Annotated in this window: 21 protein-coding genes and 1 tRNA gene; 13 read left to right on the top strand and 9 right to left on the bottom strand. The window is 70.7% G+C overall.

The window, feature by feature from the left end; all coding sequences use genetic code 11:
- Positions 1–119: 119 nt before the first annotated feature.
- Both ACFYX0_RS28455 and ACFYX0_RS28450 read right to left on the bottom strand, forming a co-directional pair.
- The gene (locus ACFYX0_RS28455; RefSeq protein ID WP_388974220.1) at positions 120–728 is read right to left on the bottom strand and encodes a hypothetical protein; all 609 of its coding nucleotides are present in this window, start codon (positions 726–728) and stop codon (positions 120–122) included.
- A 57-nt stretch (positions 729–785) separates the two neighbouring features.
- Positions 786–1451 carry a bifunctional DNA primase/polymerase gene (locus ACFYX0_RS28450; protein WP_311693918.1) on the bottom strand — a complete coding sequence of 222 codons (666 nt, stop codon included), beginning with the start codon at positions 1449–1451 and terminating at the stop codon, positions 786–788.
- Positions 1452–1936: 485 nt separating this feature from the next.
- Here ACFYX0_RS28450 and ACFYX0_RS28445 point away from each other — a divergent pair, with 485 nt between their 5' ends.
- Entirely contained in the window at positions 1937–3454 is a 1518-nt protein-coding gene (locus ACFYX0_RS28445; protein WP_388974219.1) for a PP2C family protein-serine/threonine phosphatase, read from the top strand.
- A 129-nt stretch (positions 3455–3583) separates the two neighbouring features.
- On the top strand, positions 3584–5074 hold the full coding sequence (locus tag ACFYX0_RS28440; protein WP_388974217.1) for an aminopeptidase P family protein: 1491 nt from the start codon (positions 3584–3586) through the stop codon (positions 5072–5074).
- Positions 5075–5297: 223 nt separating this feature from the next.
- Here the strand turns inward: ACFYX0_RS28440 and ACFYX0_RS28435 are convergent, their stop codons facing one another.
- Positions 5298–5753 (bottom strand): ATP-binding protein, encoded by a 456-nt coding sequence (locus ACFYX0_RS28435; RefSeq protein ID WP_355916139.1) that lies wholly within the window; start codon positions 5751–5753, stop codon positions 5298–5300.
- A gap of 244 nt (positions 5754–5997) precedes the next feature.
- Between ACFYX0_RS28435 and ACFYX0_RS28430 the strand changes: the two genes are divergently transcribed.
- The 9 genes from ACFYX0_RS28430 to ACFYX0_RS28390 all read left to right on the top strand — a co-directional run bounded on the left by ACFYX0_RS28430 (position 5998) and on the right by ACFYX0_RS28390 (position 16126).
- Positions 5998–6846 (top strand): hypothetical protein, encoded by an 849-nt coding sequence (locus ACFYX0_RS28430; RefSeq protein ID WP_388974216.1) that lies wholly within the window; start codon positions 5998–6000, stop codon positions 6844–6846.
- 150 nt (positions 6847–6996) lie between these two features.
- Positions 6997–7743 (top strand): YcnI family protein, encoded by a 747-nt coding sequence (locus ACFYX0_RS28425; protein ID WP_388974214.1) that lies wholly within the window; start codon positions 6997–6999, stop codon positions 7741–7743.
- Positions 7744–7848: 105 nt separating this feature from the next.
- Entirely contained in the window at positions 7849–8523 is a 675-nt protein-coding gene (locus ACFYX0_RS28420; RefSeq protein WP_388974212.1) for an SCO family protein, read from the top strand.
- Positions 8520–8972, top strand: a complete 453-nt coding sequence (locus ACFYX0_RS28415) for a copper chaperone PCu(A)C (protein ID WP_388974210.1) — start codon at positions 8520–8522, stop codon at positions 8970–8972. Before ACFYX0_RS28420 ends, ACFYX0_RS28415 begins: the two co-directional genes overlap by 4 nt.
- Positions 8973–9099: 127 nt before the next feature.
- A complete protein-coding gene (locus tag ACFYX0_RS28410) occupies positions 9100–11094 on the top strand; it encodes a copper resistance CopC/CopD family protein (RefSeq protein WP_388974285.1) in 1995 nt (664 codons plus the stop codon).
- 8 nt (positions 11095–11102) lie between these two features.
- Positions 11103–12476, top strand: coding sequence for an iron uptake transporter deferrochelatase/peroxidase subunit (gene efeB / locus ACFYX0_RS28405; protein ID WP_388974208.1), 1374 nt, complete (start codon positions 11103–11105; stop codon positions 12474–12476).
- 90 nt (positions 12477–12566) lie between these two features.
- Positions 12567–13499, top strand: coding sequence for a prephenate dehydratase (gene pheA / locus ACFYX0_RS28400; RefSeq protein WP_311693900.1), 933 nt, complete (start codon positions 12567–12569; stop codon positions 13497–13499).
- Between the two features lie 534 nt (positions 13500–14033).
- The gene (gene serS / locus ACFYX0_RS28395) at positions 14034–15311 is read left to right on the top strand and encodes a serine--tRNA ligase (RefSeq protein ID WP_355916160.1); all 1278 of its coding nucleotides are present in this window, start codon (positions 14034–14036) and stop codon (positions 15309–15311) included.
- Positions 15308–16126 carry an HAD family hydrolase gene (locus tag ACFYX0_RS28390; RefSeq protein ID WP_388974206.1) on the top strand — a complete coding sequence of 273 codons (819 nt, stop codon included), beginning with the start codon at positions 15308–15310 and terminating at the stop codon, positions 16124–16126. Before serS ends, ACFYX0_RS28390 begins: the two co-directional genes overlap by 4 nt.
- 38 nt (positions 16127–16164) lie before the next feature.
- On the opposite strand, the gene ACFYX0_RS28385 is transcribed toward ACFYX0_RS28390, so the two are convergent.
- The 6 genes from ACFYX0_RS28385 to ACFYX0_RS28360 all read right to left on the bottom strand — a co-directional run bounded on the left by ACFYX0_RS28385 (position 16165) and on the right by ACFYX0_RS28360 (position 20514).
- Positions 16165–16250: transfer RNA gene (locus ACFYX0_RS28385), tRNA-Ser, on the bottom strand.
- Between the two features lie 345 nt (positions 16251–16595).
- Positions 16596–16835 carry a hypothetical protein gene (locus ACFYX0_RS28380; RefSeq protein ID WP_311693894.1) on the bottom strand — a complete coding sequence of 80 codons (240 nt, stop codon included), beginning with the start codon at positions 16833–16835 and terminating at the stop codon, positions 16596–16598.
- 180 nt (positions 16836–17015) lie between these two features.
- Complete coding sequence (locus tag ACFYX0_RS28375; RefSeq protein ID WP_388974204.1) at positions 17016–17735, bottom strand: ABC transporter permease; 720 nt, start codon at positions 17733–17735, stop codon at positions 17016–17018.
- A 10-nt stretch (positions 17736–17745) separates the two neighbouring features.
- Entirely contained in the window at positions 17746–18657 is a 912-nt protein-coding gene (locus tag ACFYX0_RS28370; protein ID WP_388974202.1) for an ABC transporter ATP-binding protein, read from the bottom strand.
- A complete protein-coding gene (locus tag ACFYX0_RS28365; protein ID WP_388974200.1) occupies positions 18654–19562 on the bottom strand; it encodes an ABC transporter permease in 909 nt (302 codons plus the stop codon). Before ACFYX0_RS28365 ends, ACFYX0_RS28370 begins: the two co-directional genes overlap by 4 nt.
- Positions 19552–20514 carry an ABC transporter ATP-binding protein gene (locus tag ACFYX0_RS28360; RefSeq protein WP_388974283.1) on the bottom strand — a complete coding sequence of 321 codons (963 nt, stop codon included), beginning with the start codon at positions 20512–20514 and terminating at the stop codon, positions 19552–19554. The genes ACFYX0_RS28365 and ACFYX0_RS28360 overlap by 11 nt, the downstream gene beginning before the upstream one ends.
- Positions 20515–20830: 316 nt before the next feature.
- On the opposite strand from ACFYX0_RS28360, the gene ACFYX0_RS28355 reads away from it, so the two are divergent.
- Entirely contained in the window at positions 20831–22585 is a 1755-nt protein-coding gene (locus ACFYX0_RS28355; RefSeq protein ID WP_388974199.1) for an SDR family oxidoreductase, read from the top strand.
- 359 nt (positions 22586–22944) lie between these two features.
- The gene (locus ACFYX0_RS28350; RefSeq protein WP_388974197.1) at positions 22945–23505 is read left to right on the top strand and encodes an RNA 2'-phosphotransferase; all 561 of its coding nucleotides are present in this window, start codon (positions 22945–22947) and stop codon (positions 23503–23505) included.
- Positions 23506–23526: the final 21 nt, after the last annotated feature.

Genomic DNA, 23526 nt, shown 5'->3' with positions numbered 1-23526 from the left:
TGTTACCGTTCCAGTAGCCCGGTTGCTGGTGCATCCCCCGTCGCCAGCAACCGGGCCTTTCCATGCACAGGTGCGCCCACCCGTCGGCGCGACGCCAACTGTCCCAAGCGGCAGCCGGTTTACCCGTCGTCCGACGGAGGCCGGTCGCTTCCGGAGCGCAGCAGCAGCGGTCCACCCCCGTCGCGCCGGGCGAACTCCGCGACCGCCGCATACGCCCCCGGGTCGCCCGTCAGCTGCTGCCGGGGCGTCTCGCAGATCCCCGGTGCGTCCGCGCCGGCGACCACGCAGCGCATCTCGACGGTGCGCCCGTCGGGTGCCATCAGATTCAGGACGGAACTCAGTTCCTCGCCGCCCGCGTTGCGGTAGTACGTGCGCGCCCAGATGTCCTGCCCCCGTGTCAGCACACAGGTCTGCGCCTCGATGCCGTCGCCGGAGGAGATCTGGCGTCCGCAGCGGGCGGCGGTGGCGAGAGCCGAGCCGGACAGCAGCGAGGAGCGGGCGGAGACCGGCCGCTTCGCGTCATCGTGCGCGGACGTGCGGGCCGCGAACCGGCTCGCGTCGCCGACCGGCCCGGCGGAGGCCACCGTGAGCGGAAGCGCGGCCAGGACCGCGACCACCCCCAGGAGCGCGAGCAGCCGGATCCCACAGGGGTCCGGCCGGTCGGGGCCCGGCGTGTCCTCGCTGAGGCCGAGCCCCCGCTTCCCGTGCCCCAAAGGACGCATCACCATGGGGGCGAAGATATCCGCCGATCAGGGGCGCCCGGTCCGGTGCGCGGCCGACACCCCCTACAACTCGGGGGCGCTCACACCCTTACGAGTGAGGGCCTCCACGGCGGCGTCCACGACGGCCTCCACATCGGGGACCCAGGGCGAGGCGGAGCCGGGCAGCGGAGCGCGTTCCCAGCGGATCTGCCCGTGGCCGGTCTCGGACGGGGGGAGGGCCAGATAGCCGCCCTCCCCGTGGAAGCGCAGCGAGCCGGGGACGAAGTCCTGGGCGTAGAGCAGTTCGCCCAGTTGCTCCATGGAGTACGGCGCCACGAGGATCGCCCAGCGGTGCGGCCCGGCCACGACCGGGCCGAGGCGCATGCCCTTGCGGTCGAGCGCGGCCAGGGCGCGGGAGGCCGCGAGGGCGGGCAGGCTCACCGCGCAGGGCGCCGTGCCCCCCGTGGCCAGCACGATCGGTGCGGACGGACGGTTGGTCCACCACCAGCGCACCATGCGCTCGTCGGTGGTGGCCGCGAGCAGCCCCGGGTCGAAGGGGTGCGCGCCGGGCACCGTGCACTCCGGGTCCGGGCATCCGCAGCGGGCACGTCCCTGCGGGTCGGGTGCCACACCCGGGAGAACGGGCCACTGCCATTCGGTCGCGAAGGTCAGGGCCGCGCCGATCTGCTCAGGCTTCCGGTCCCTCCGCCTGGACAGGAGCCTGCGTCGCCTTCCGAGGATCTCGCGCATGAGCGCTCGTTCCTTTCCGTTGCACGCCTGGCAACACCGAGGGCCACATCACACCATGTGTCGATCACTTCACTGTGCGTACCTGCTGGCGCATCACACCTCTGTCATGGACAGAGGGAACCCCTATGGGCCGAGTGTCGGCTGTGTCCGTGTCCATACTGCGCCCACACAAGCATGGGCATGGCATGGCGTGGGGTGGCGGCGCCTGGCGATATGCCGTCCCGCTCTTGCTCGGCGCCTCCGCCACGGGAGGATGGGGCTCGGCCGTCGGTGGTTAAGACGCCCGGGTCCGGCGCCAGGTTCCGGGTGATCCCCAACCACCCCTGGCCTTCACCGAGTACGTACCCATCACGACCGTTGTGACGCTCTGTCGAGCAAGGCCAGTCGACCGCAATGGGGTGATACCCGAGGCAGTTTTAAGCCAACTTTGCTTCCTCACAAGAGAGTAAGAGCACCCCGCGGACACCAGGAATCCCAGCAGGACAATGCTGGACATCCCCTTACGAGTCCGTGTACATGTGGAGACACCGCTAGCGGCGCAGATTGACATGGGGGTTTGCGATGCTATCAAGCAATACGCACCGGTTCGAAAGCCGGACACCATGAACGCCCCTCACCCTCCGAAAGTGGCCGGAATCGATTCAACGGTTCCCTCGCCCGCACACACTGTCGCGCCGACGCCTGCCGCCACGGATGCCCCCTCGGCCGTCCCCGTCGCGCCCATCGGCCCGGGAGCGGTCCTCCAGGACCGGCTCGCCGCCTGGGTCTCCGATCTGACGACCCTCCATGAACTCACCGAGTGCCTGGCGCGCACGACCTCGCTCGCCGATGCGCTCCAGGAAGTGCTGCGCGCCGGAGCCGCCCTCGTGGGCGCCCGGCGCGGTCTCGTCGTACTGGAGCCCCGCGACGGCCTCGGACCCGAGACCACGATCGGTCTCGGCCTCGCCCGCGCCGATCTCGGGCACATCGAGACCGTGCCTCGCAGCGCGCTGTCGTACGGCAGGATCCTCGACGGACTGCCCGGCGGTGAGCGCGAGATCGCGCAGCCGGATCTGTTCGCCGAGGACGGGCTCGACCCCCGCCACCGCGAGGTGGCCGCCCGGATCGGCTACGCCGCGAGCTACGCACTCCCCCTTGCCAGCGAGACGGCAGGCCGTCTCGGCGCCGCCGTGTGGCTCTACGACGAACCCGCCGAACCTGTCGAGCGCCAGCGCCATCTAGTCGGCCTCTACGCCCGCTACGCGACCGAACACGTGGCGCGGATGGTCGAGATCGAGCGCACGCGCGCGTGCATGACGACGATCTCCGAGGAGCTGCTGCCCACCCGGCTGCCCCGGGTCGCCGGCGTCCAGCTCGCCGCACGGCGCCGCACCGGCCCGCGCGGCGGCGGCGACTGGTACGACGCACTGCCGCTGCCCGACGCCGCGCTCGGCCTCGCCATCGGTTCCGTGACCGGATCCGGGCCCAGCGCGGTCGCCGCGATGGGACGGCTGCGGGCCTCCCTACGCGCGTACGCCGTGATGGAGGGCGAGGACCCGGTGGCGGTCCTGTCCGATCTGGAGCTGCTGCTGCGGCTCACCGAGTCCGCCCGTTCCGCCACCGCCCTGTTCGCGTACTGCGAGCCCGCGCTGCGCAGACTCACCCTCGCCGGCGCCGGACACAGCCCGCCGCTCGTGATCGGCCCCCGGCGCACCGAGTTCGTCGAGACCTCGCTGTCGGCTCCGCTCGGGATGCTGGCCTGCTGGGAGGCGCCGAGCATCGAGCTGGTCGCGGAGCCCGGCGAAACCGTCCTGCTGTACACCGACGGGCTGCTGCACCGCACCGGCGACTCCCTGGACCGCGCCTTCGCCCGGCTGCACGCGGCGGCCGCCGGTGTGCCGAGGCCGCTGCGCACCGACCCGGGAGCGGTCGCCGACCACGTGCTGCGCACGGTGCTGCCCGACGGGCTGGACGAAGCGGACAGCGCGGAGGACGTGGTGCTGCTGGCGGCGCGGTTCGAGTGAGGGCACGACTGCCCACGGTGACCTGTGCGGTCCCGGTGGCACGGCATCTCGGGTAACAGGTGCTCCGGCCCTGGACCCCCTTCCGTACGACCGTACGATGATGGAGGCCCAGTGCCGTACCAGAGGAGGATGACCGTGGCGGACCAGCTCATTCCCGCCGTATCGGATCCTGCTGCCGACGCAGCGGGTCCGGACGAGGCGGAAGAGCCGATCAAGCAGCGCAAGAACGGCCTGTACCCGGGCGTTTCCGACGAGCTGGCCGAGAGCATGAAGTCGGGCTGGGCCGACACCGAGCTGCACGACCTGCAGCCGATCGCCCAGGCCGCCGAGACCGCCGCCCGCCGCGCCGCCCTGTCCGCGCGCTTCCCGGGCGAGCGTCTGGTGATCCCCGCCGGCAATCTGAAGACCCGCTCGAACGACACGGAGTACGCGTTCCGCTCCTCCGTCGAGTACGCGTACCTCACCGGCAACCAGACCGAGGACGGCGTCCTCGTCCTCGAGCCGGCCGCGGACGGTCACACGGCGACCCTCTATCTGCTGCCCCGCTCCAACCGGGAGAACGGCGAGTTCTGGCTCTCCGGCCAGGGCGAGCTGTGGGTCGGCCGCCGCCACTCGCTCACCGAGGCCGAGCAGCTGTACGGCATCCCCGCGTCGGACGTGCGCGAGCTGCCCGAGAAGCTGAAGGAGGCCACCGGCCCGGTCCGGGTCGTCCGTGGCTACGACGCGGGCATCGAGGCCGCGCTGCACGACAAGGTCACCGCCGAGCGCGACGAGGAACTGCGCGTCTTCCTCTCCGAGGCCCGTCTGGTCAAGGACGAGTTCGAGATCGGCGAGCTGCAGAAGGCCGTCGACTCGACCGTGCGCGGCTTCGAGGACGTGGTGAAGGTCCTCGACAGGGCGGAGGCCACCTCCGAGCGCTACATCGAGGGAACGTTCTTCCTGCGTGCCCGGGTGGAGGGCAACGACGTCGGCTACGGCTCCATCTGCGCGTCGGGCCCACACGCCTGCACGCTGCACTGGGTGCGCAACGACGGCCCGGTGCGCTCCGGGGACCTGCTCCTGCTGGACGCGGGCGTGGAGACGCACACGTACTACACGGCGGACGTCACCCGCACGCTGCCGATCAACGGCACCTACAGCGAGATCCAGAAGAAGATCTACGACGCCGTGTACGAGGCCCAGGAGGCCGGCATCGCGGCGGTGAAGCCGGGCGCCAAGTACCGCGACTTCCATGACGCCGCCCAGCGGGTGCTGACCGAGAAGCTGGTCGAGTGGGGCCTGGTCGAGGGCCCGGTGGAGCGCGTCCTGGAGCTGGGTCTGCAGCGCCGCTGGACCCTGCACGGCACGGGCCACATGCTCGGCATGGACGTGCACGACTGCGCGGCCGCCCGCACGGAGACGTACGTGGAGGGCACGCTGGAGCCCGGCATGGTGCTCACGGTCGAGCCGGGCCTGTACTTCCAGACGGACGACCTGACCGTCCCGGAGGAGTACCGGGGCATCGGCGTCCGCATCGAGGACGACATTCTGGTCACCGAGGACGGCAACCGGAACCTTTCGGCGGGGCTGCCGCGGCGCTCCGACGAGGTCGAGGCGTGGATGGCGTCCCTGAAGGGCTGACCCCGGACGTCCTCGACGAACCGATACGGGCGGAAGGGCCGGGTCACCGCGGAGCGGTGGGTCCCGGCCCTTTCCCTGTTCCGGGTCACCGCGGAGCGGTGGGTCCGGGCCCTTTCCCTGTTCCGCCGCCCCTTCTCCGCTCTACCGCCCGCTGGCGAACGCGGCGCCCACGTAGGGGACTTGACCGGAAAGCGCGGTGGCCGCGGCGGCCGGTGCGCTCCGGCTACACCGCCGCCAGCGGGGCACCCTGCTTCCACTTGAGGATCTTGTCGAAGCTCACCACCGCCCCGCCGCGCCCCGGCGTGCTGCCGATGTGGACGTGGTCGGCGAGCTCCTCGATGAGGCACAGGCCCCGTCCGTGCTCCGCGTCTGCGCAGCTCGGCAGGGTGAGGGGACGGGACTGGCCGGCGGGGAACCCCGGGCCCGAGTCGGCGACTTCGATGCGGCAGGTCTCACCGTCGAGATACGCCGTGACCCGGTACGCCTCCGACATGCCGCCGTGGGCGGTGTCCCCGCCGTGCTCGACCGCGTTGGCGCAGGCCTCGCTCAGGGCGACGGAGAGGTCGTAGGAGACGTCCGGGTCGACGCCCGCGGTCTCCATCGTTCCCATCAGGAGCCGCCGGGCGAGCGGCACGCTCGCAGCTTCACGCCGGAGATGGAGTGACCACCAGATGCTCATGCTCCAGCCTCCTGGCCGCGGCTCGACATACCGTTACGTATTGCCGCCCGTACGCGGCCGCAATCACCCCGGCGACGAGATCCCGCCCGTACGGCGGATGCGCCGGAACCGGGAAGGGGTGTATGCACGCGGCCCGCATCACCGGAATGCGATCTTCCGGCACACCGGAGCGCATACCGCCCGAAAGCCATCTTGTGGACCTGCCGCACGAGCCCGGGACGGGCAGTGCGATGATGAGGCCGCCATGAGTGCCCCCCACCAGCGCACGGCGCGCACCGGATGGGATCTGCGGATCCTGCGGGCCGCGGTGTTCTCCGCGGTCTGCGTCGTGCTGGCCGGGGCCGGGCACGCCTTCGCGTCCTGCGCCATGGTTCCGCTGTGGGCGCTGGCCGTCGGCTTCCTCGGCGTGTTCGCCTTCACGGCAATGCTCGCCGGACGGGAACGCTCGCTGCCGGGCATCGCGGGACTCCTCGCGGTGGGCCAGACCGTGCTGCACACCCTGTTCGGGCTCGGACAGCACGCCGGTGCGGGGTCGATGGCGTCCATGTCGTCCATGGGCTCGATGACCTCGAACGCCACGGCGACGGCCGACGCCACGCTCGTGGCACGGGCCGCGCATCTGCTGTGCGGCACCACCGCGGCGGCGATCTCCCCCGCGAAGGCCCAGAAGATCCTCGCCGACGCGCGGCTCACCACCGGGACGGACACCACCGTCATGCACCACCCCGCGGACGCGGTGTCGACCGCGGCCGGTTCGTGGTGGTCGATGCTGCCGTCGGTGCCCATGCTGCTCGGCCACGTCCTCGCGGCCGTCGCCGCCGGGTGGGTGCTGCGTCACGGCGACAGGGCGCTGCTGCGCCTCATGCAGCTGTCCGCGCACGGGGTCGCGGAAGGGGCGCTCGTACGGGCCCTGCGATCGTCGCTCGCCCTGGTGCGCGCCCTGGTGGCCGGGCTCCCCACGACTCCTGGCGCGGGCGTGCGCGCCCCGCGCACCGCCTTCCTCCTGCCGCCGAAGCCGCGCACGACCGCACTGCGGCACGCGGTGATCCGGCGCGGCCCGCCCTCCTCCGCTCCCTGCGTCCTCGCTGCCTGACGCGACGCGCCGCTCCCTCGTCCTTGCGCAAGGGGCCGCCGTCGCGCGGCACGCGCGCGTGCCCGTGAGCCGCCACGACCGTGGCGATCCCCGTGCACGCGCCCTCTCTTCGCCAACGGACTCTCACTCGGAGTGGAGTGTTCTCACGTCATGAAGGCCATCAAGGGTTCCCTGAAGACGTCCCGTGTCGCCGTCACCGGTGCCGCCGCCGCATCGGCCGTGCTGTTCCTGTCCGTCCCCGCGTTCGCACACGTCACCGTGCAACCGGAGGGCGCGGCCGCCAAGGGTGACTACGCGGTCGTCGACTTCAAGGTCCCGAACGAGCGCGACAACGCCTCGACCACCAAGCTGGAGGTCGCCTTCCCGGCCGACCATCCGCTCGCCTCGGTGATGCCGCAACCCCTCGACGGCTGGAGGGTGCAGGTCACCAAGTCCAAGCTCGACAAGCCGCTGACCCTGCACGGCCGTCAGATCGACGAGGCGGTCACCAAGGTGACCTGGACCGCCACCGGCAAGGGCATCGAACCGGGCTACTTCCAGAAGTTCCCGCTCTCCGTCGGCCAGCTCCCCGAGGACACCGACCAGCTCGTCTTCAAGGCCCTCCAGACGTACTCCAACAACGAGGTCGTGCGCTGGATCGAGCCGCAGAAGGAGGGCCGGGAGGAGCCCGAGAACCCGGCCCCGGTGCTCCAGCTGAGCGCCGCGTCCTCCGGCCACCACGGCTCCACGGCCCAGGACGCCTCCGCGCAGGACAGCACCGAGGACACCGCCTCCGCGGCCTCCACCGGCACCAGTGACACCACCGCCCGCGTCCTCGGGGTCGTGGGCATCGTGGTCGGTGCGGCGGGCGTGGCGTACGGCGTTCTGGCCGGCCGCCGACGCACCCACCACGCCTGAGGTCCGACTCACCTCCGGACATGCGCCGGGGTCGTACGGCATCGCCGCGACGCGCCCCGTACGACCCCGGCGCCACCGGACCGCCTATATCTGGGACATTTCTCTATGCGCAAGAAGAAGACGCTCACCGCGGCCGCCGTCCTCGCCGCCGCCGCGTTCACCCTCTCCGCCTGCGGATCCGGCGACAGCGGCAGCAAGCCGGTCGCCGTGGTCTCCGCCGAGTCCGGCTCGGCCAAGGCCGCCACCGTGCTCGACCAGCCGTTCACGAAGCCGGACCTCGTCCTCACCGACACCCACGGCAAGAAGTACGACCTGCGCGCGCAGACCAAGGGCAAGCCGACGCTGCTCTACTTCGGCTACACCCACTGCCCCGACGTCTGCCCGCTCACCATGAACAACCTCGCCGTCGCCAAGAAGGAGGTGGAGAAGAACAAAGAGCTGACCCAGGCGCAGAAGGACTCGCTGCAGATCGTGTTCGTCACCACCGACCCCGAGCGCGACACCCCGGCCGCGCTCGGCAAGTGGCTCCAGGGCATCGACCCCCAGGTCGTGGGTCTGACCGGCGACTTCTCCACGATCCAGGCCGGCGCCCGCAGCCTCGGCATCACGATCGAGCCGCCGCGGAAGGAGAAGGACGGCAAGATCGTCTCCACCCACGGCACCCAGGTCATCGCGTTCTCGCCGAAGACCGACGGGGGTTATCTGCTCTACGGCGAGGACGCCACCGTCGACGACTACACCAAGGACCTCCCCAAGATCATCAAGGGGGAGAACCCGTGAAACTCCGCCTCGGCCGGATCGCCGCGCTGACGGCGGCGGGTCTGGTGATCGCGGGCTGCGGCGGCTCGTCCTCGGCCAAGCCCGAGCTGAAGATCACCGGTGCCTATATGCCCGCGCCCGTCGCCGGTGACATGGCGGCCGGCTTCTTCACCGTCACCAACTCCGGCGGTGCGGACACCCTCACCTCCGTCACGAGCAGCCTCGCCGGAGACGTCACGATGCACTCCACCAAGGACGGCGCGATGCAGGACGAGAAGTCGTTCGCCGTACCCGCGGACGGCAGACTCGACTTCGCGAGCGGCGGCAACCACCTCATGTTCGAGAAGCTCGCCCACAAGCCGGCCCAGGGCGACACGGTGCCGGTGCAGCTGCACTTTGCCAAGTCCGGAACGGTCACGGTCGAGATGCCGGTGAAGTCGGCCACGTACAACCCGATGACCGGGCACTGAGAGAGGGATCACCGTGACGCAGGCCATCGCTCCCGACGCGCAACGCCGGAGAGACATCCGCACGGCGCCGCCGCGCACGCGCCGTCTCCGGGCGCTCCCCGCCCTGCTGGCGCTGCTGCTCGCCGCCATGGGCGTGCTCTTCGGCGGGGTCGCGCCAGCCTCCGCGCACGCCGCCCTGATCGGCAGCGACCCGGCGCAGGGAACGGTGGTCGACAAGGCGCCCACCGAGGTCACCCTCACGTTCTCCGAGCAGGTCGCGCTCTCCGACGGCTCGCTGCAGGTCCTCGATCCGCAGGGACGGCGCGTCGACACCGGCAAGCCGTCCAATCTGAGCGGGACGATGTACGGGGTGCAGGTGCGCACGGGGCTGCCCAAGGGCACGTACACCGTCACCTACCAGGTGGTGTCCGCGGACAGCCACCCCGTCTCCGGCGCCTTCACCTTCTCCATCGGCGCGCCGTCCGCGACCACGGTCTCGTCCTCCGGGCCGACCGCGGGCGGCGGGGTCGTCGGCTGGCTCTACGGGTTCGCCCGGTACATCTCCTACGCCGGGTTCATCGTCCTGGTCGGCGGCGCGGCCTTCGTGCTGGCCTGCTGGCAGCGGGGGGCCGGCGTACGGGCGGTGCAGCGGCTCGTGGTCTCCGGATGGGTGGCCCTCACCTCGGCGACGCTCGCGCTGCTGCTCCTGCGCGGTTCGTACACCGGCTCGGGGAAGGTCGCGGACATCTTCGACGTGTCCCTGATCGGCCAGGTGCTCCAGACCAAGGCCGGGGCGGCGCTGGTGTCCCGGCTGCTGCTGCTCGCGGCGGGGGCGCTGTTCATCGCGGTGCTCTTCGGGGCGTACGTACGACGGGACGCGGGCGCCGAGGGCGAGACGGACGGTTCCGCGGACCTCGACGGCCACGGCGACGGACGGGAGACGTCCGACAGCGACTCCTCCGGCGAGAGCGCCGCGCGGGACGCCGAGAAGCGGGACCTCACCTTGGGGCTCGCCCTCGGCGGAACCGTCGTGGCGGCGGGGCTCGCGGCGACCTGGGCGATGGCCGAGCACGCCTCGACCGGCATCCAGACCGGGCTCGCGATGCCGGTCGACATCCTGCATCTGCTGGCCGTCGCCGTCTGGCTGGGCGGGCTCGCGGCGCTGCTCGTGGCACTGTTCCGGGCCCCCTCGATCGAGGCGGCGGCCGTCGGGCGCTTCTCGCGCCTCGCGTTCGGGAGCGTCGTGGTGCTGACCGCGACCGGTGTCTACCAGGCGTGGCGCCAGCTCGGCTCGTGGTCCGCCCTGACCGGGACGTCGTACGGACAACTGCTGCTCGTGAAGGTCGCGCTGGTCGCCCTGCTCGTGGGCATCGCCTGGATCTCACGGCGCTGGACGGCGCGGCTGGCGGATGCGCCGGCCGACACGCCGGACACGGCCGAAGAGGAACACACGGCGGGGAAGAAGCGCGCGACCGTGGCGGCGAAGGCCTCCGCTCGGACAGCGACCCGGACACCGGCCAAGGGGTCGGCGAAGGTGTCGGCCAAGGGAAGCGCGCAGGACGGTGACGGCGGTTCCGAGCGTGCCGCGCAGCTTGCCCGGCAGCAGGCCGCCATGGCCGCGGCCCAGGCCAAGCGCACCCGCGAGGCCGACCCGGTCCGTTCCGGGCTGCGCCACTCCGTGCTCGCCGAGGCGGGTGTCGCCGTCGTCCTCCTGGCCGTCGCCACCGCGCTGACCACGACCGAGCCGGGGCGTACGGAGGAGGCGGCCAGGGCGGCCACCGCGTCCGCCTCGCAGCGGTCCGGCCCCCTGTCGCTGAAGATGCCCTTCGACACGGGCGGCCAGGACGGCAAGGGCACCGTGGAGGTCACCCTCGACCCGGCCCGCGTCGGCAGCGACGAGATGCACGTCTATGTGGTGCGTCCCAACGGCAAGGCCTTCGACGTCCCCGAGGTCAAGGTCGCCTTCACTCTGGAGTCCAAGGGCATCGGACCGCTTCCGATCGAGCCCGACCGCATCGCGACCGGGCACTGGTCGGCGAGCGGCGTGCAGGTCCCCATGGCGGGCGACTGGAAGATCGCGGTGACCGTCCGAACCTCCGACATCGACCAGACCACCGTGAACAAGAACGCAAAGATCGGCTGAACCGCACCATGGCTGACCAGTCCACGCCGGAGGCGTCCCCCGAGGACATCCCGTCCCAGAAGTCGCCGGGCCGTCCCAGCGCCCGGCGCTCGCCCAAGGGAGCCGCGGCCAAGACGTCCTCCACGAGCACCCCTGAGGACACCGACTCCGGCACCGCCTTCCCCCGGAGCGTGATCTCACGGCGCCGGCTCCTCGGGACCGCCGGGGCCACCGGGCTGGCGCTGGGGGCTGCGGGCGGCGCCGCCGGCTACGCGGCGGCGCCTTCCGACAAGGCCCTGCCGCTGACCTCGCTCGGCACGGACCGGGCGATGTTTCACGGGAAACATCAGCCCGGCATCACCGACGCCGTCCAGGCACGTGGTCATCTGGCCGCCTTCGACCTGGCGGCGGGGGCGGGCCGCACGGAGGCCGCCGCGCTGCTGCGCCGCTGGTCGGCGACCGCCGAGCGGCTGATGGCGGGCGAGGCCGCGCCGCACGACGACACCGACGTCGCCCGGGACGCCGGTCCCTCGTCCCTGACGATCACCTTCGGCTTCGGGAACAGCTTCTTCTCCCGTACGGGACTGGAGAAGCAGCGCCCGTCCGCCCTGGATCCGCTGCCCGACTTCTCCTCGGACCGGCTGGACAAGTCCCGCAGCAACGGCGATCTCTGGGTCCAGATCGGTGCCAGCGACGCGCTCGTCGCCTTCCACGCCCTGCGCGCACTCCAGAAGGACGCGGGCAGCGCGGCGCGGCTGCGCTGGCAGATGAACGGCTTCAACCGCTCCCCGGGTGCCACCGCACACCCCATGACGGCGCGCAACCTGATGGGCCAGATCGACGGCACCCACAATCCGAAGCCGGCCGACGCCGACTTCGACCGGCGGATCTTCGTCCCCGCCTCCGGTGACCCCGCCTGGATGGCGAACGGCTCGTACGTGGTCGTACGCCGGATCCGTATGCTCCTCGACGACTGGGAGAAGCTCTCGCTCCAGGCCCAGGAGGCGGTCATCGGGCGCCGCAAGGACACAGGGGCACCGCTGAGCGGCGGCACCGAGACGACCGAGATGGATCTGGAGAAGTCCGCTGCCGACGGCTCCCCGGTCGTGCCGCTGAACGCGCACGCGCGCATCACCCGGCCCGACCAGAACGGGGGCGCGGCGATGCTGCGCCGCGCGTTCTCCTTCCACGACGGCTTCGACCCGGACGGGACGCCGGACGCGGGCCTGCTGTTCATCTGCTGGCAGGCGGACCCGCTGCGCGGTTTCGTCCCGGTCCAGCGCAAGCTCGACCGGGGCGACGCGCTGTCGCAGTACATCCGTCATGAGGCGAGCGGCCTGTTCGCGGTGCCGGGCGGGGCGGCGCAGGGCGAGTACGTGGGGCAGCGGCTGCTGGAAGGATGACGAACAGCGACCGCGCAGTGGCCGGAGAGGCGCGATCATCGTTTTCCGCAGGTTCGAGCCGGGTCCGTCGAGGCCCATTAGGGTGAGGTCATGCCAGCCAGCTATGCGTATCTCGGTCCCGAAGGCACCTTCACCGAGGTCGCCCTGCGCACGCTGCCGGAGTCCGCGACCCGGGAGCTCGTCCCCATGGTGTCGGTCCCGGCGGCGCTCGACGCCGTCCGCAACGGCGAGGCGGAGGCGGCCTTCGTACCGATCGAGAACTCGGTGGAGGGCGGCATCACGACCACCCTCGACGAGCTGGTCGCCGGCGAGCCTCTGATGATCTACCGGGAGGTCCTCCTCTCGATCACTTTCGCGCTGCTGGTCCGCCCCGGCACCAAGCTCTCCGAGATCAAGACGGTCACCGCGCATCCCGCCGCGCAGCCGCAGGTGCGCAACTGGCTGAAGGCCCATCTCCCGGACGCCGTCTGGGAGTCCGCCGCGTCCAACGCGGACGGCGCCCGCCTGGTCCAGGAGGGCCGCTACGACGCGGCGTTCGCCGGCGAGTTCGCCGCCGCGCGCTACGGCCTGGAGGCGCTGGAGACCAACATCCACGACGCGGAGAACGCGCAGACGCGCTTCGTGCTGGTCGGCCGGCCCGCCCGGCCGGCGGCTCCCACCGGCGCGGACAAGACGTCGGTCGTTCTCTGGCAGCGCGACGACCATCCCGGCGGTCTGCGCGACCTGCTGGGCGAGTTCGCCGTCCGCGGGGTCAACCTGATGCTGCTGCAGTCCCGCCCGACCGGAGAGGGCATCGGGAACTACTGCTTCTGCATCGACGCCGAGGGCCATATCTCCGACCGCCGGGTGGCCGAGGCCCTGATGGGACTGAAGCGCATCTGTCTCCAGGTGCGGTTCCTGGGGTCGTACCCGCGCGCGGACATCACCGCGGCCGATGCCCGGGTCCCGTCGACGGGCACGTCGGACGACGAGTTCATGGCGGCCGCGGACTGGGTGGCGCGCTGCCAGGACGGCCGGTTCTAGGACATCGGGTTCCCGAGCGGCCGATACGACCTGCGGATTTTCGTTGTCCACAGAAGTTATCCACAGGTGGGCTTCTCGATCTGGGGACAAGTCGACAACATGGCGCATCCCGGTCGACAAATCTCTCCATCGAGCCCCGGCTGTCCATCATCGCGTTCGACGCAGTTGTCCACCCGTTTCTCTCGATCACCCCTTGAGGGGGACCCTTTTACACCCGAAAGTGCAAGTAGTGGGGCTTTGCACGGGGAATTCTCCCCTTCTGAAGGACCTTCGGAATGATCAGTTCCGAAGTCCACAGATCTTCCGCACAGCCTGTGGATAACTTTCTGGGCCCTGTGGATGACTGTGGACAAGTGGATCTCAAATCCCGCTGCCCACAAGGAATTCCGGTCAACCGAGTACACCCGGAGCGCCTCCTTCCGGCGACAGTGGACCTTTTCTTGACACGCTGCGTAATTGCCGCACAACGGGACATGCGCCACGGATAGATAAACGGAGTCGTAAGCCGGAACTCCGCACCGGTAGCCTTGAGGGGTGATTGACCTTCGCCAGCTCCGTGAGGACCCCGACCGTGTTCGCGCTTCCCAGCGCGCCCGTGGTGAGGATGTCGCGCTCGTCGACGCCCTCCTCTCCGCCGACGAGCGGCGCAGGTCGTCCGGCGTCCGCTTCGACGAGCTCCGTTCCGAGCAGAAGGCGCTCGGCAAGCTGATCCCCAAGGCCTCCGGCGACGAGAAGGCCGAGTTGCTGCAGAAGGCGAGCCGGCTCGCGGCCGACGTCAAGACGGCCGACGCCGAGCAGCACGAGGCCGACGAGGAGGCCAAGCGGCTTCTGCTCCAGCTCGGCAACCTGGTGCACCCCGATGTCCCGGTCGGCGGCGAGGAGGACTTCGTCGTCCTGGAGACGCACGGCACCGTCCGCGACTTCGGCGCCGAGGGCTTCGAGCCCAAGGACCACCTGGAGCTCGGCGAGGCACTGGGCGCGATCGACGTCGAGCGCGGCGCGAAGGTCTCCGGATCGCGCTTCTACTACCTGACGGGTGTCGGCGCCCTGCTGGAGCTGGCGCTCGTGAACGCGGCGATGGCGCGGGCCGTGGAGGCCGGGTTCACCCCGATGCTGACCCCCGCCCTGGTCCGCCCGCGCGCCATGGAGGGCACCGGCTTCCTCGGCCAGGCCGCGGAGAACGTGTACCACCTGGAGAAGGACGACTTCTACCTGGTCGGCACCTCCGAGGTACCGCTCGCCGCGTACCACATGGACGAGATCATCGACGCGGACAAGCTGCCGCTGCGCTACGCGGGCTTCTCCCCGTGCTTCCGCCGCGAGGCCGGCACCTACGGCAAGGACACACGGGGCATCTTCCGCGTGCACCAGTTCGACAAGGTCGAGATGTTCTCGTACGTCGACCCCGAGGACGCCGAGAACGAGCACAAGCGGCTCCTGGAGTGGGAGAAGGAGTGGCTCACCGCCCTTGAGCTGCCGTTCCAGGTCATCGACGTGGCGACGGGCGACCTGGGCGCGTCCGCCTCGCGCAAGTACGACTGCGAGGCCTGGATCCCCACCCAGGGCAAGTACCGCGAGCTGACGTCGGCCTCGAACTGCGACGGCTTCCAGGCCCGCCGTCTGTCGGTCCGCATGCGCGACGGCAAGAAGGTGCAGCCGCTGGCGACGCTGAACGGCACGCTGTGCGCCGTACCGCGGACGATCGTGGCGATTTTGGAGAACCACCAGCTGGCCGACGGCTCCGTGCGGGTGCCCGAGATCCTGCGCCCGTACCTGGGCGGCCGGGAGCTGCTGGAGCCCGTGGCCAAGTGAGCACGGCCGAAGGCGCCCGACTTCCGTACCCACTGATCGCGACCGACCTCGACGGGACGCTGCTGCGTTCCGACGAGACGGTCTCCGCGCGCACCCGTGCGGCGCTCGCCGCGGTCACCGAGGCGGGCGCGGCGCACATCGTCGTCACCGGCCGCGCGGTCCCCTGGACCCGTCCCATCCTCGACGACCTCGGATACCGGGGGCTCGCGGTGTGCGGCCAGGGGGCACAGGTGTACGACGCGGGGGAGCAGCGGCTGCTGACGTCGGTGACGCTGGACCGGCAGATAGCGGGACTCGCACTGGCGAAGATCGAGGCCGAGGTGGGCCCGCTGCTGCTGGCGGCGAGCCGGGACGGTCTGGACGGGGAGGTCCTGGTCGCCCCCGGCTACCGGGTCCATGAGGGGCCGCTGCCCTACCACCCGATCCGGGACGCGGCGGAGCTGTGGTCGGCGCCGCTGAACAAGGTGTACCTCCAGCACCCGACCCTGAGCGACGACGAACTGGCCGAGGCGGCACAGCAGGCCGCCGGGGGCCTGGTCGGAGTGACCATGGCGGGCGAGGGGATAGTGGAGATCCTGCCGCTGGGTCTGACGAAGGCCACGGGTCTGTCGCTGGCGGCCCGGCGACTGGGCATGAAGGCCGCGGACACGATCGCCTTCGGCGACATGCCGAACGACATACCGATGTTCGCGTGGGCCGGCCACAGCGTGGCCATGGCCAACGCGCACGAGGACCTCAAGGCGGTGGCAGACGAGGTGACGCTGTCCAACGAGGAGGACGGCATCGCGGTCGTGCTGGAGCGGTTGCTGGGCTAGTGCCCCGAACGGGCGCACCAGACGGTGTCTGTGTCTCGCGGAGGATGCGCGGATCGAACGCGCGCGGGGACTGACCCCGACCACGGCTTAGCAAGCCGGTGCCTTACCACTCGGCCAATCCTCCGGGTGGGCGGCCCGCGCGAAACCCGTCGCGCGCTCGAAGCGGCCGCCCCGGGCAGCTCCCCGTGCGAAGCGGGGCTCGACGGAGAGGTGGCTACTCCGGAACCCGCCGCGGGCTGCCCTGTCGGGAGCTGGGTGTACTGCCGTGCATGGACATCACCCGGCTCCTCTCCCAGAACATGGCGCCGGCTCGGTCCGGCGTCGTGGACTCCACTGTGCCCGTTCCGTCGTATCGGACGCCACCGAATAAAACGCACCGGCCGCGCGAGTAGAGCGGACCGGTCGTCTAGCTAGTACAGCGCACCGGCCCCGCGGGCAGGGCGCACCGCTCTCGCGGCGGCCACGGCCGCTACCGGCGGCGCCACCTGCGACGGCGCGCCTTGCTGAAGAACCACCCGGCGGGCGGCTCGTCCGAGCGCCACGGCTGGGGGTCGGGCGCCTCGTTCCGCCAGCGCGCTGCCAGCATCCGGGCGCGCGCGGAGGGCTCCGTCGTCGGCGCGGACCGTATGAAGTCCTCGTCGAACACGGCGCCGTCCCAGGCGTCGCCGGCCTCGCCCGGCCCTTCGCCTCCTGGTGCCTCCGCTGTCATCCCCAGTCCTTTCGCAGCACATCCCCTTTGCCCAGTGTGCCCAGGCAGATGTGAAGCCGCTGTCAAAAACGTCTTCGAAAAGGGCAAGAGCGACGGCCCGCCGCCGAGCCCGGTGCGGGGTGCGGCCCTCTGCCCGGCCGCACCCCGCACCTGAGGCCCGTCAGGGCCCCGGGGGGTCTGTCACTCCTCGCCCGCGAGGGCCAGTGTCCGCAGTTTCTGGCCCGCGTACCAGGTGGTCGCCAGGGTCACCACGATCAGCAGCACCGTCGCGGTGGGCAGCCCGACGTCCGACGTGACGAGCGAGCTGTCGGAGACCTTGTGCGCCACCGCGAGCGCCCACTGCTGGATGCTGAGCGTGCGCGCGCCGGAGACCAGGGAGCCGAAGAGCGCCTCCCAGACCAGCGCGTAGACCAGCCCGAAGACCACCGCGTGCCGGCTGACCGTGCCGAACAGCAGGAACAGCGCCGCGTAGGCGATGGAGGCGACCAGCGCCGCCACCGTGTACGCGACCGCGATCTGCTGGCCGTTGCCATTGAGGATCATGCCCGCGATGAACGTGGGCAGCGCCGAGAACGCCATGGTGACCGCGATGGCGACGATCAGCTTGGTGATGATGATCGTGGGCCGCTTCACCGGCTTGGCCAGCAGATACACCACCGAGCCGTCGTCGATCTCGGGCCCGATCGCGCCGGTGCCGGCGATGACGCCGATGATCGGCACCATGGTGGCGAGCGCGAATCCGCCGAGCACGTCATGGGCCACCTGGTCGTCGGCGCCGGTCAGCGCCCGCACGACCACGGAGATCACGATCAGCAGGGCGGGCAGCGCGCCGAGGATGAGGGCCCGGCGGCGGCCGAGCAGGCCACGGTAGGTGAGCCGGGCGACTGTGGGGTCGTACATCTTCGGCCTCCTACGCCGCGACCAGATACGAGAAGACGGACTCGAGGGACTCGTCGGACGGGGAGACCGTGAGCAGCCGGATGCCGTGCTCGCGCGCGACCTTCGGCAGCAGGACCGTGAACCGGCCGAAGTCCACTGCCTGGATGCGCAGCGCGCCCTCGGCGAGGTCGACCTCGATCCCGGACGTCGACGGGTCGGCGATCAGCGCGGCCGCGAGGGCCCGATCGTCGCTGGAGCGCACCAGGTAGCGGTGCGGCCGGTCGGTCATCAGACGGCGGATCTTCCGGAAGTCGCCGCTCGCCGCGTGCCGTCCGGCGACGATCACCTCGATGTGCGAGGCGAGCTGTTCGACCTCTTCGAGGATGTGGGACGAGAAGAGCACCGTGCGGCCCTCGGCGCCCATGCGCCGCAGCAGGTCCATCAGCTGCATGCGCTGGCGCGGGTCCATGCCGTTGAACGGCTCGTCGAGCAGTAGCAGCGACGGATCGTGCACCAGGGCGGACGCCATCTTCACGCGCTGGCGCATGCCCTTTGAGTACGTGGAGATCTTCCGGTCCTGCGCGTACTCCATCTCGACCGTGGCGAGCGCCCGCTGGGCGGCCTTCGCGCCCAGGCCGTGCAGCTCCGCGTTGGCGACGACGAATTCCTGGCCGGTGAGGAAGTCGTACATCGCCTCGCGCTCGGGGACGATGCCGATGTGCCGGTAGATCTGCTCGTTGCGCCACACCGGTGTGCCGTCGAGGGTGACGGAACCGGTGGAGGGGGCGAGGAAGCCGCCCATCATGTTGATGAGGGTGGACTTGCCCGCGCCGTTCGGGCCGAGCAGGCCGGTGACACCGGGGCCGATCGTCATCGTGACGTCGTTGACGGCGACCACGTTGCCGAACCAGCGCGAGACGTGGTCGATGGTGAGCGTGGTCACAGTCCGGCCTTTCGGTAGCGGCGCATCAGCAGGCCGTAGCTGCCCGCGATGAGTCCCAGGACGACGAGGAGGTAGACGACTCCCTGCGCGGTCGAGGGTCCTTGCCCGCCGGGGAAGGAGGAGCTCGCGCCCAGGAAGGCGGTCTGTACGCCGTCGATCAGGGTGACGGGCGAGAACAGGCCCATCCAGACGATGGCGGCGGTGTCGCCCGACTGGGCGTCCGCGATGGCCTGGATGGTGGAGACGGCGCCGTACGAGATGGTCAGGACGGCGATGACGGCCGCGATGCCGAAGCCGCGCCGGGGGGTGGCCGCCGCGATGAGCAGGCTTATCCCGGAGAACAGCAGGGAGAGCAGGGCCACGGAGACCAGTCCCTCGGCGAATCCCTTCGTCTGGTGGCCGAAGTCCAGCTTGGCGAGCAACGCGCCCACATAGAGGACGAGCAGCGGCGTGGCCGTCAGGACGAACATCGCGGAGGCCAGGGCCGCGAACTTGGCGATGACGTAGTCGGAGGTCTCGATGGGGCGCGAGAAGTACAGGGGCACTGTCTTGAAGCGCAGGTCCCGGGAGACGGACTGGGGCGCCTGGGAGGCGACGTACAGACCGATGACGGCCTGCATGATGATCGCGTAGCGCGTGTACTCGACCGGCAGGTCCTTCGCCTTCGTGGCGACGGCGACCGCGACCATGATCAGCGCTGGGGTGCACATCACCACGAAGAGCAGCATCGGCAGCACCTTGGACTTCACCGAGCGGCCGAGGCCGTAGGCGCCGCGCAGGGACTGCGAGTACAGCGAGCGACGGGCGTAGGCACGGCCCAGACGCGGGCCGTCGTACGAGCGGTAGCCGATGTTGTGGATCCGGGTCTGCTCGGCCTGATGGGCCGTGGGCTGCTCAACCGCCATGGCCGACCGCCTCCTTCCGCTGCTCGTCGCTGTCCTTGAAGACCTCCGCGATGTGGTGCCTGCGCTGTTCCATGCGGACCAGGCCGAGGCCCAGGTCGGCGACGACGTCCCGGACCAGGTCGTACGTCTGCTCCCCCTCCGCCGTCAGCAGCAGGACGTGCCCGGCGCCCGGCAGCCCGCTGCCGTCGTGGGCCGTCACCCCGCGCGCGTGGAGCGCCTCGCGCACCGCGCGGGTGCCGTCGGGGTGCGCGTCGGTGTCGGTGACCTCGATCGCGAGGGTCGTGGTGGTCTGGGTGAAGTCCCGGGTGGAGCTGGAGCGCAGCAGCTTGCCGCCGTCGATGACGACGACGTGGTCGCAGGTGCGCTCCAGTTCGCCCAGCAGGTGCGAGGTGACCAGGACCGAGATGCCGAAGTCGGTGTGGACGCGGCGGATCAGGCCGAGCATCTCGTCGCGGCCGACCGGGTCGAGACCGTTGGTCGGCTCGTCCAGGAAGACCAGCTGGGGGTCGTGGACCAGGGCCTGCGCGAGCTTCACGCGCTGCTTCATGCCGGTCGAGTAGCCGCCGATGGGGCGATAGCGCTCCTCGTAGAGGCCGACATGGCGCAGGGTGTCCGCGGTGCGCTCACGGGCCGCGGCCGGGGGCAGCCCGGACATCCGCGCCATGTGGACGACGAACTCGGTGGCGGACACATCGGGCGGCAGGCAGTCGTGCTCCGGCATGTACCCGACGCGCTCACGGATGGCGCCGCCCTTGGTGGCGACGTCGAGGCCGAGCACTTCGGCGCGGCCCTCGGTGGCGGGGGACAGACCCAGCAGGATCTTGATCAGTGTGGACTTGCCGGCTCCGTTGGCACCGACGAGCCCCGTCACACCGGGTCCGACGTCCACGGAGAGCCGGTCAAGCGCGGTCACCCGGGGGAACCGCTTGCTCAGGCTTTCGGTCGCGATCACAGTCACACCGTCGACGGTAGTGACGCGTACCACTGCCGTCGTCAGACCGCAGAGCTGTCTACGGGTCAGCCTCCAGTCGTACAGGCCCGTAGGGGTCACCCTGAGGTCGAACAACCGGCCGGCCGAACCGGCTCGCATTGCCCTCCTTGCCCAGGTTGTCCACAGCTGGACCGGGACCTGTTGACGCACTCTCTAACAACTGCCAGATTCGCCGGTGTCACGCGACGGACACCAACTGTGGTCGGCGCGGACGGCGGTGCGGTCGGGGCAGGCGACCCGGCGCACCGCTGTGTCCGCGGGGCCGGGCGGAGGGCAAGTGACTCTTGAGGGGGCGCGGGAGCGCCGGGTGCGGACGGGCGGGGTCGAACTGAGCGTGGCCGAGCTGGGGGATCCCGGCCAGCCCACGGTGGTGCTCGTCCACGGCTATCCGGACAGCAAGGAGGTCTGGTCCGAGGTGGCCACCCGGCTGGCCGGCCGGTTCCATGTGGTGCTCTACGACGTCCGGGGCCATGGCCGGTCCACGGCGCCAAGGCCGCTGCGGGGCGGGTTCACGCTGGAGAAGCTGACGGACGACTTCCTGGCCGTCGTGGACGCGGTCAGCCCGGACCGGCCGGTGCACCTCGTGGGGCACGACTGGGGCTCGGTGCAGTCGTGGGAGTTCGTCACCGTCCGGCGCACCGAGGGCCGGATCGCGTCCTTCACCTCGATGTCCGGACCGTCCCTGGACCACTTCGGCCACTGGATCAAGAAGCGGATGCGTCGGCCGACCCCGCGCCGGGCGGGCCAGTTGCTCGGCCAGGGCGCTCGGTCCTGGTACGTGTATCTGCTGCACACCCCCGCCCTGCCGGAGCTCATGTGGCGCGGCCCGCTCGGCAGCCGCTGGCCGGAAATGCTGCGGCGCGCCGAGAAGATCGCGGCCGACGACTACCCGGCCCCGACGCTGCCCTCGGACGCGTCCCACGGCGCCTGGCTGTACCGCGACAACGTACGGCCGCGGGTGCGCCACCCGCGCGCCGACGCGTACGCGCACGCGCCCGTCCAGCTGATCACTCCCCTCGAGGACCAGTTCCTGTCGCAGCGGCTCTACGACGAACTGGAATGGTGGGTGCCGCAGTTGACGCGCCACACGCTGCCGACAGGCCACTGGATCCCGCGCACCCGGCCCGACCAGGTCGCCTCCTGGATCGGGGAGTTCGTGACGTCCGTGGAGGGCGGAGATCCGGCACCGGCGGCAAGCGGACCGTACGCGGAGCGGTTCGGGGGACAACTCGTACTGGTCACCGGCGCGGGCAGCGGCATCGGGCAGGCCACGGCCCTCGCGTTCGCCAGGGCGGGGGCGCGCGTGGTGGCCGTCGACCGGGACCCGCGCAGCGCGGCCGGCACCGCGGAACAGGCCCGGCTGCACGGCGCCCCCGAGGCATGGGCCGAGCAGGCCGACGTGTCGGACGAACAGGCCATGGAGAAACTCGCCGAGCGCGTCGCCGCGAACCACGGGGTCGTGGACGTGCTGGTGAACAACGCGGGGATCGGCCTGTCGGGATCCTTCTTCGACACGACCGCCGAGGACTGGCGCACGGTGCTGGACGTCAACTTGTGGGGCGTCCTGCACAGTTGCCGTCTCTTCGGGAAGCAGATGGCCGAGCGTGGCCAGGGCGGCCACATCGTCAACGTCGCGTCCGCGGCCGCGTATCAGCCGTCCAGAACGCTGCCCGCCTACAGCACCTCCAAGGCGGCGGTCCTGATGCTCAGCGAGTGCCTGCGCGCCGAACTGGCCGATCAGGACATCGGCGTTACGGCGATCTGTCCCGGTTTCGTCCACACGAACATCACCTCGACCGCACGCTTCACGGGCGTCGACGCGGAGGAGGAGAAGCGCCGACAGAAGCGGGCCACGCGTTTGTACGGTTTGCGAGGGTATCCGCCGGAGAAGGTCGCCGCCGCGATCCTGCGTGCGGTCGCACGCAATCAGCCTGTCGTGCCGGTGACTCCGGAGGCGCATGCGCTTCGCCTGGTATCGCGCTTCGCTCCAAGTGCGCTGCGCGTGATGGCTCGTTGGGAACCGCGGTTGTGACGGGTTTGATGGCGCCGGGAGTTGGAGCGTGGTGATCGGTGGTACTGCCTTCTGACGTCTCGTCAACTTCTCCTCGCTGTAAGGCTCGCCGCCAACCCGTCCGGCCCGCCATCGAGATTGATGCGCTCACGAGTCACCGATGGGTTGCTTACGCCTCAACCGCACACAACCACAGCACATTTGCTCCTAAATCATCCAACCCGCCCTCAACAGGACACTACTTGACGAATGCCACTTAGCCGCAAGCCAGTTGTCCACAGTGGCGCCAATTACCCTGTGGATAACTGCACTTGCTTGTGGATCAAACATCCGGGACAAAATCAAATGCGTGATCCGCGTCTCTCCTGCACGCTGGAAGGATGACAGAAGGGAACGACGAGAGACGCACCGTGAAGGTGTCGAAGTACCTCTCGAAACACCTGCGGCACCAGCCGGAGCGGATCGGCCTCGCCCTCGACGAAGGCGGCTGGGTGGAGATCGACACGCTGCTCGCCGCGGCGGCCTCGCACGGCTTCCGGATCACCCGCACAGAGCTGGACCACGTGGTCGCCACCAACGACAAGAGGCGCTTCGCGATCGAGGGAACCCGGATCCGTGCCATCCAGGGACACAGCATCGACGTCGAACTGGGGCTGCCCCCGGCTACCCCGCCCACGTACCTGTACCACGGAACCGTGGCGCGCCATCTGGACGCCATCCGGGCGGAGGGCCTCCGGCCCATGAACCGGCACGACGTCCATCTGTCCCCGGACCGCGAGACCGCCACCCGGGTCGGGGCCCGCCGCGGCCGCCCCGTCGTCCTCACCGTGGACGCCGGCGCCATGCACCGCGACGGCCATGTCTTCCATGTGAGCGCGAACGGCGTGTGGCTCACCCAGGCCGTCCCCCCGCGCTACCTGCGATTCCCGGGGCCGCACTGACGCTGCGCCTCCGATGCCCAG

It is taken from the genome of Streptomyces sp. NPDC002573, from assembly GCF_042889625.1.
Taxonomy (GTDB): Bacteria; Actinomycetota; Actinomycetes; order Streptomycetales; family Streptomycetaceae; genus Streptomyces; species Streptomyces gibsoniae.
Note: the sequence above shows the minus strand (reverse complement) of the source record. Positions and strands in the feature narration are given on the sequence as shown.

Excerpts from the sequence above, each read along its gene's own strand:
- ACFYX0_RS28455 (WP_388974220.1), bottom strand. The coding sequence starts at position 728 with ATGGTGATGCGTCCTTTGGGGCACGGGAAGCGGGGGCTCGGCCTCAGC.
- ACFYX0_RS28450 (WP_311693918.1), bottom strand. The coding sequence starts at position 1,451 with ATGCGCGAGATCCTCGGAAGGCGACGCAGGCTCCTGTCCAGGCGGAGG.
- ACFYX0_RS28445 (WP_388974219.1), top strand. The coding sequence starts at position 1,937 with ATGCTGGACATCCCCTTACGAGTCCGTGTACATGTGGAGACACCGCTA.
- ACFYX0_RS28440 (WP_388974217.1), top strand. The coding sequence starts at position 3,584 with ATGACCGTGGCGGACCAGCTCATTCCCGCCGTATCGGATCCTGCTGCC.
- ACFYX0_RS28435 (WP_355916139.1), bottom strand. The coding sequence starts at position 5,753 with ATGAGCATCTGGTGGTCACTCCATCTCCGGCGTGAAGCTGCGAGCGTG.
- ACFYX0_RS28430 (WP_388974216.1), top strand. The coding sequence starts at position 5,998 with ATGAGTGCCCCCCACCAGCGCACGGCGCGCACCGGATGGGATCTGCGG.
- ACFYX0_RS28425 (WP_388974214.1), top strand. The coding sequence starts at position 6,997 with ATGAAGGCCATCAAGGGTTCCCTGAAGACGTCCCGTGTCGCCGTCACC.
- ACFYX0_RS28420 (WP_388974212.1), top strand. The coding sequence starts at position 7,849 with ATGCGCAAGAAGAAGACGCTCACCGCGGCCGCCGTCCTCGCCGCCGCC.
- ACFYX0_RS28410 (WP_388974285.1), top strand. The coding sequence starts at position 9,100 with ATGGGCGTGCTCTTCGGCGGGGTCGCGCCAGCCTCCGCGCACGCCGCC.
- efeB (WP_388974208.1), top strand. The coding sequence starts at position 11,103 with ATGGCTGACCAGTCCACGCCGGAGGCGTCCCCCGAGGACATCCCGTCC.
- pheA (WP_311693900.1), top strand. The coding sequence starts at position 12,567 with ATGCCAGCCAGCTATGCGTATCTCGGTCCCGAAGGCACCTTCACCGAG.
- ACFYX0_RS28380 (WP_311693894.1), bottom strand. The coding sequence starts at position 16,835 with ATGACAGCGGAGGCACCAGGAGGCGAAGGGCCGGGCGAGGCCGGCGAC.
- ACFYX0_RS28375 (WP_388974204.1), bottom strand. The coding sequence starts at position 17,735 with ATGTACGACCCCACAGTCGCCCGGCTCACCTACCGTGGCCTGCTCGGC.
- ACFYX0_RS28365 (WP_388974200.1), bottom strand. The coding sequence starts at position 19,562 with ATGGCGGTTGAGCAGCCCACGGCCCATCAGGCCGAGCAGACCCGGATC.
- ACFYX0_RS28350 (WP_388974197.1), top strand. The coding sequence starts at position 22,945 with ATGACAGAAGGGAACGACGAGAGACGCACCGTGAAGGTGTCGAAGTAC.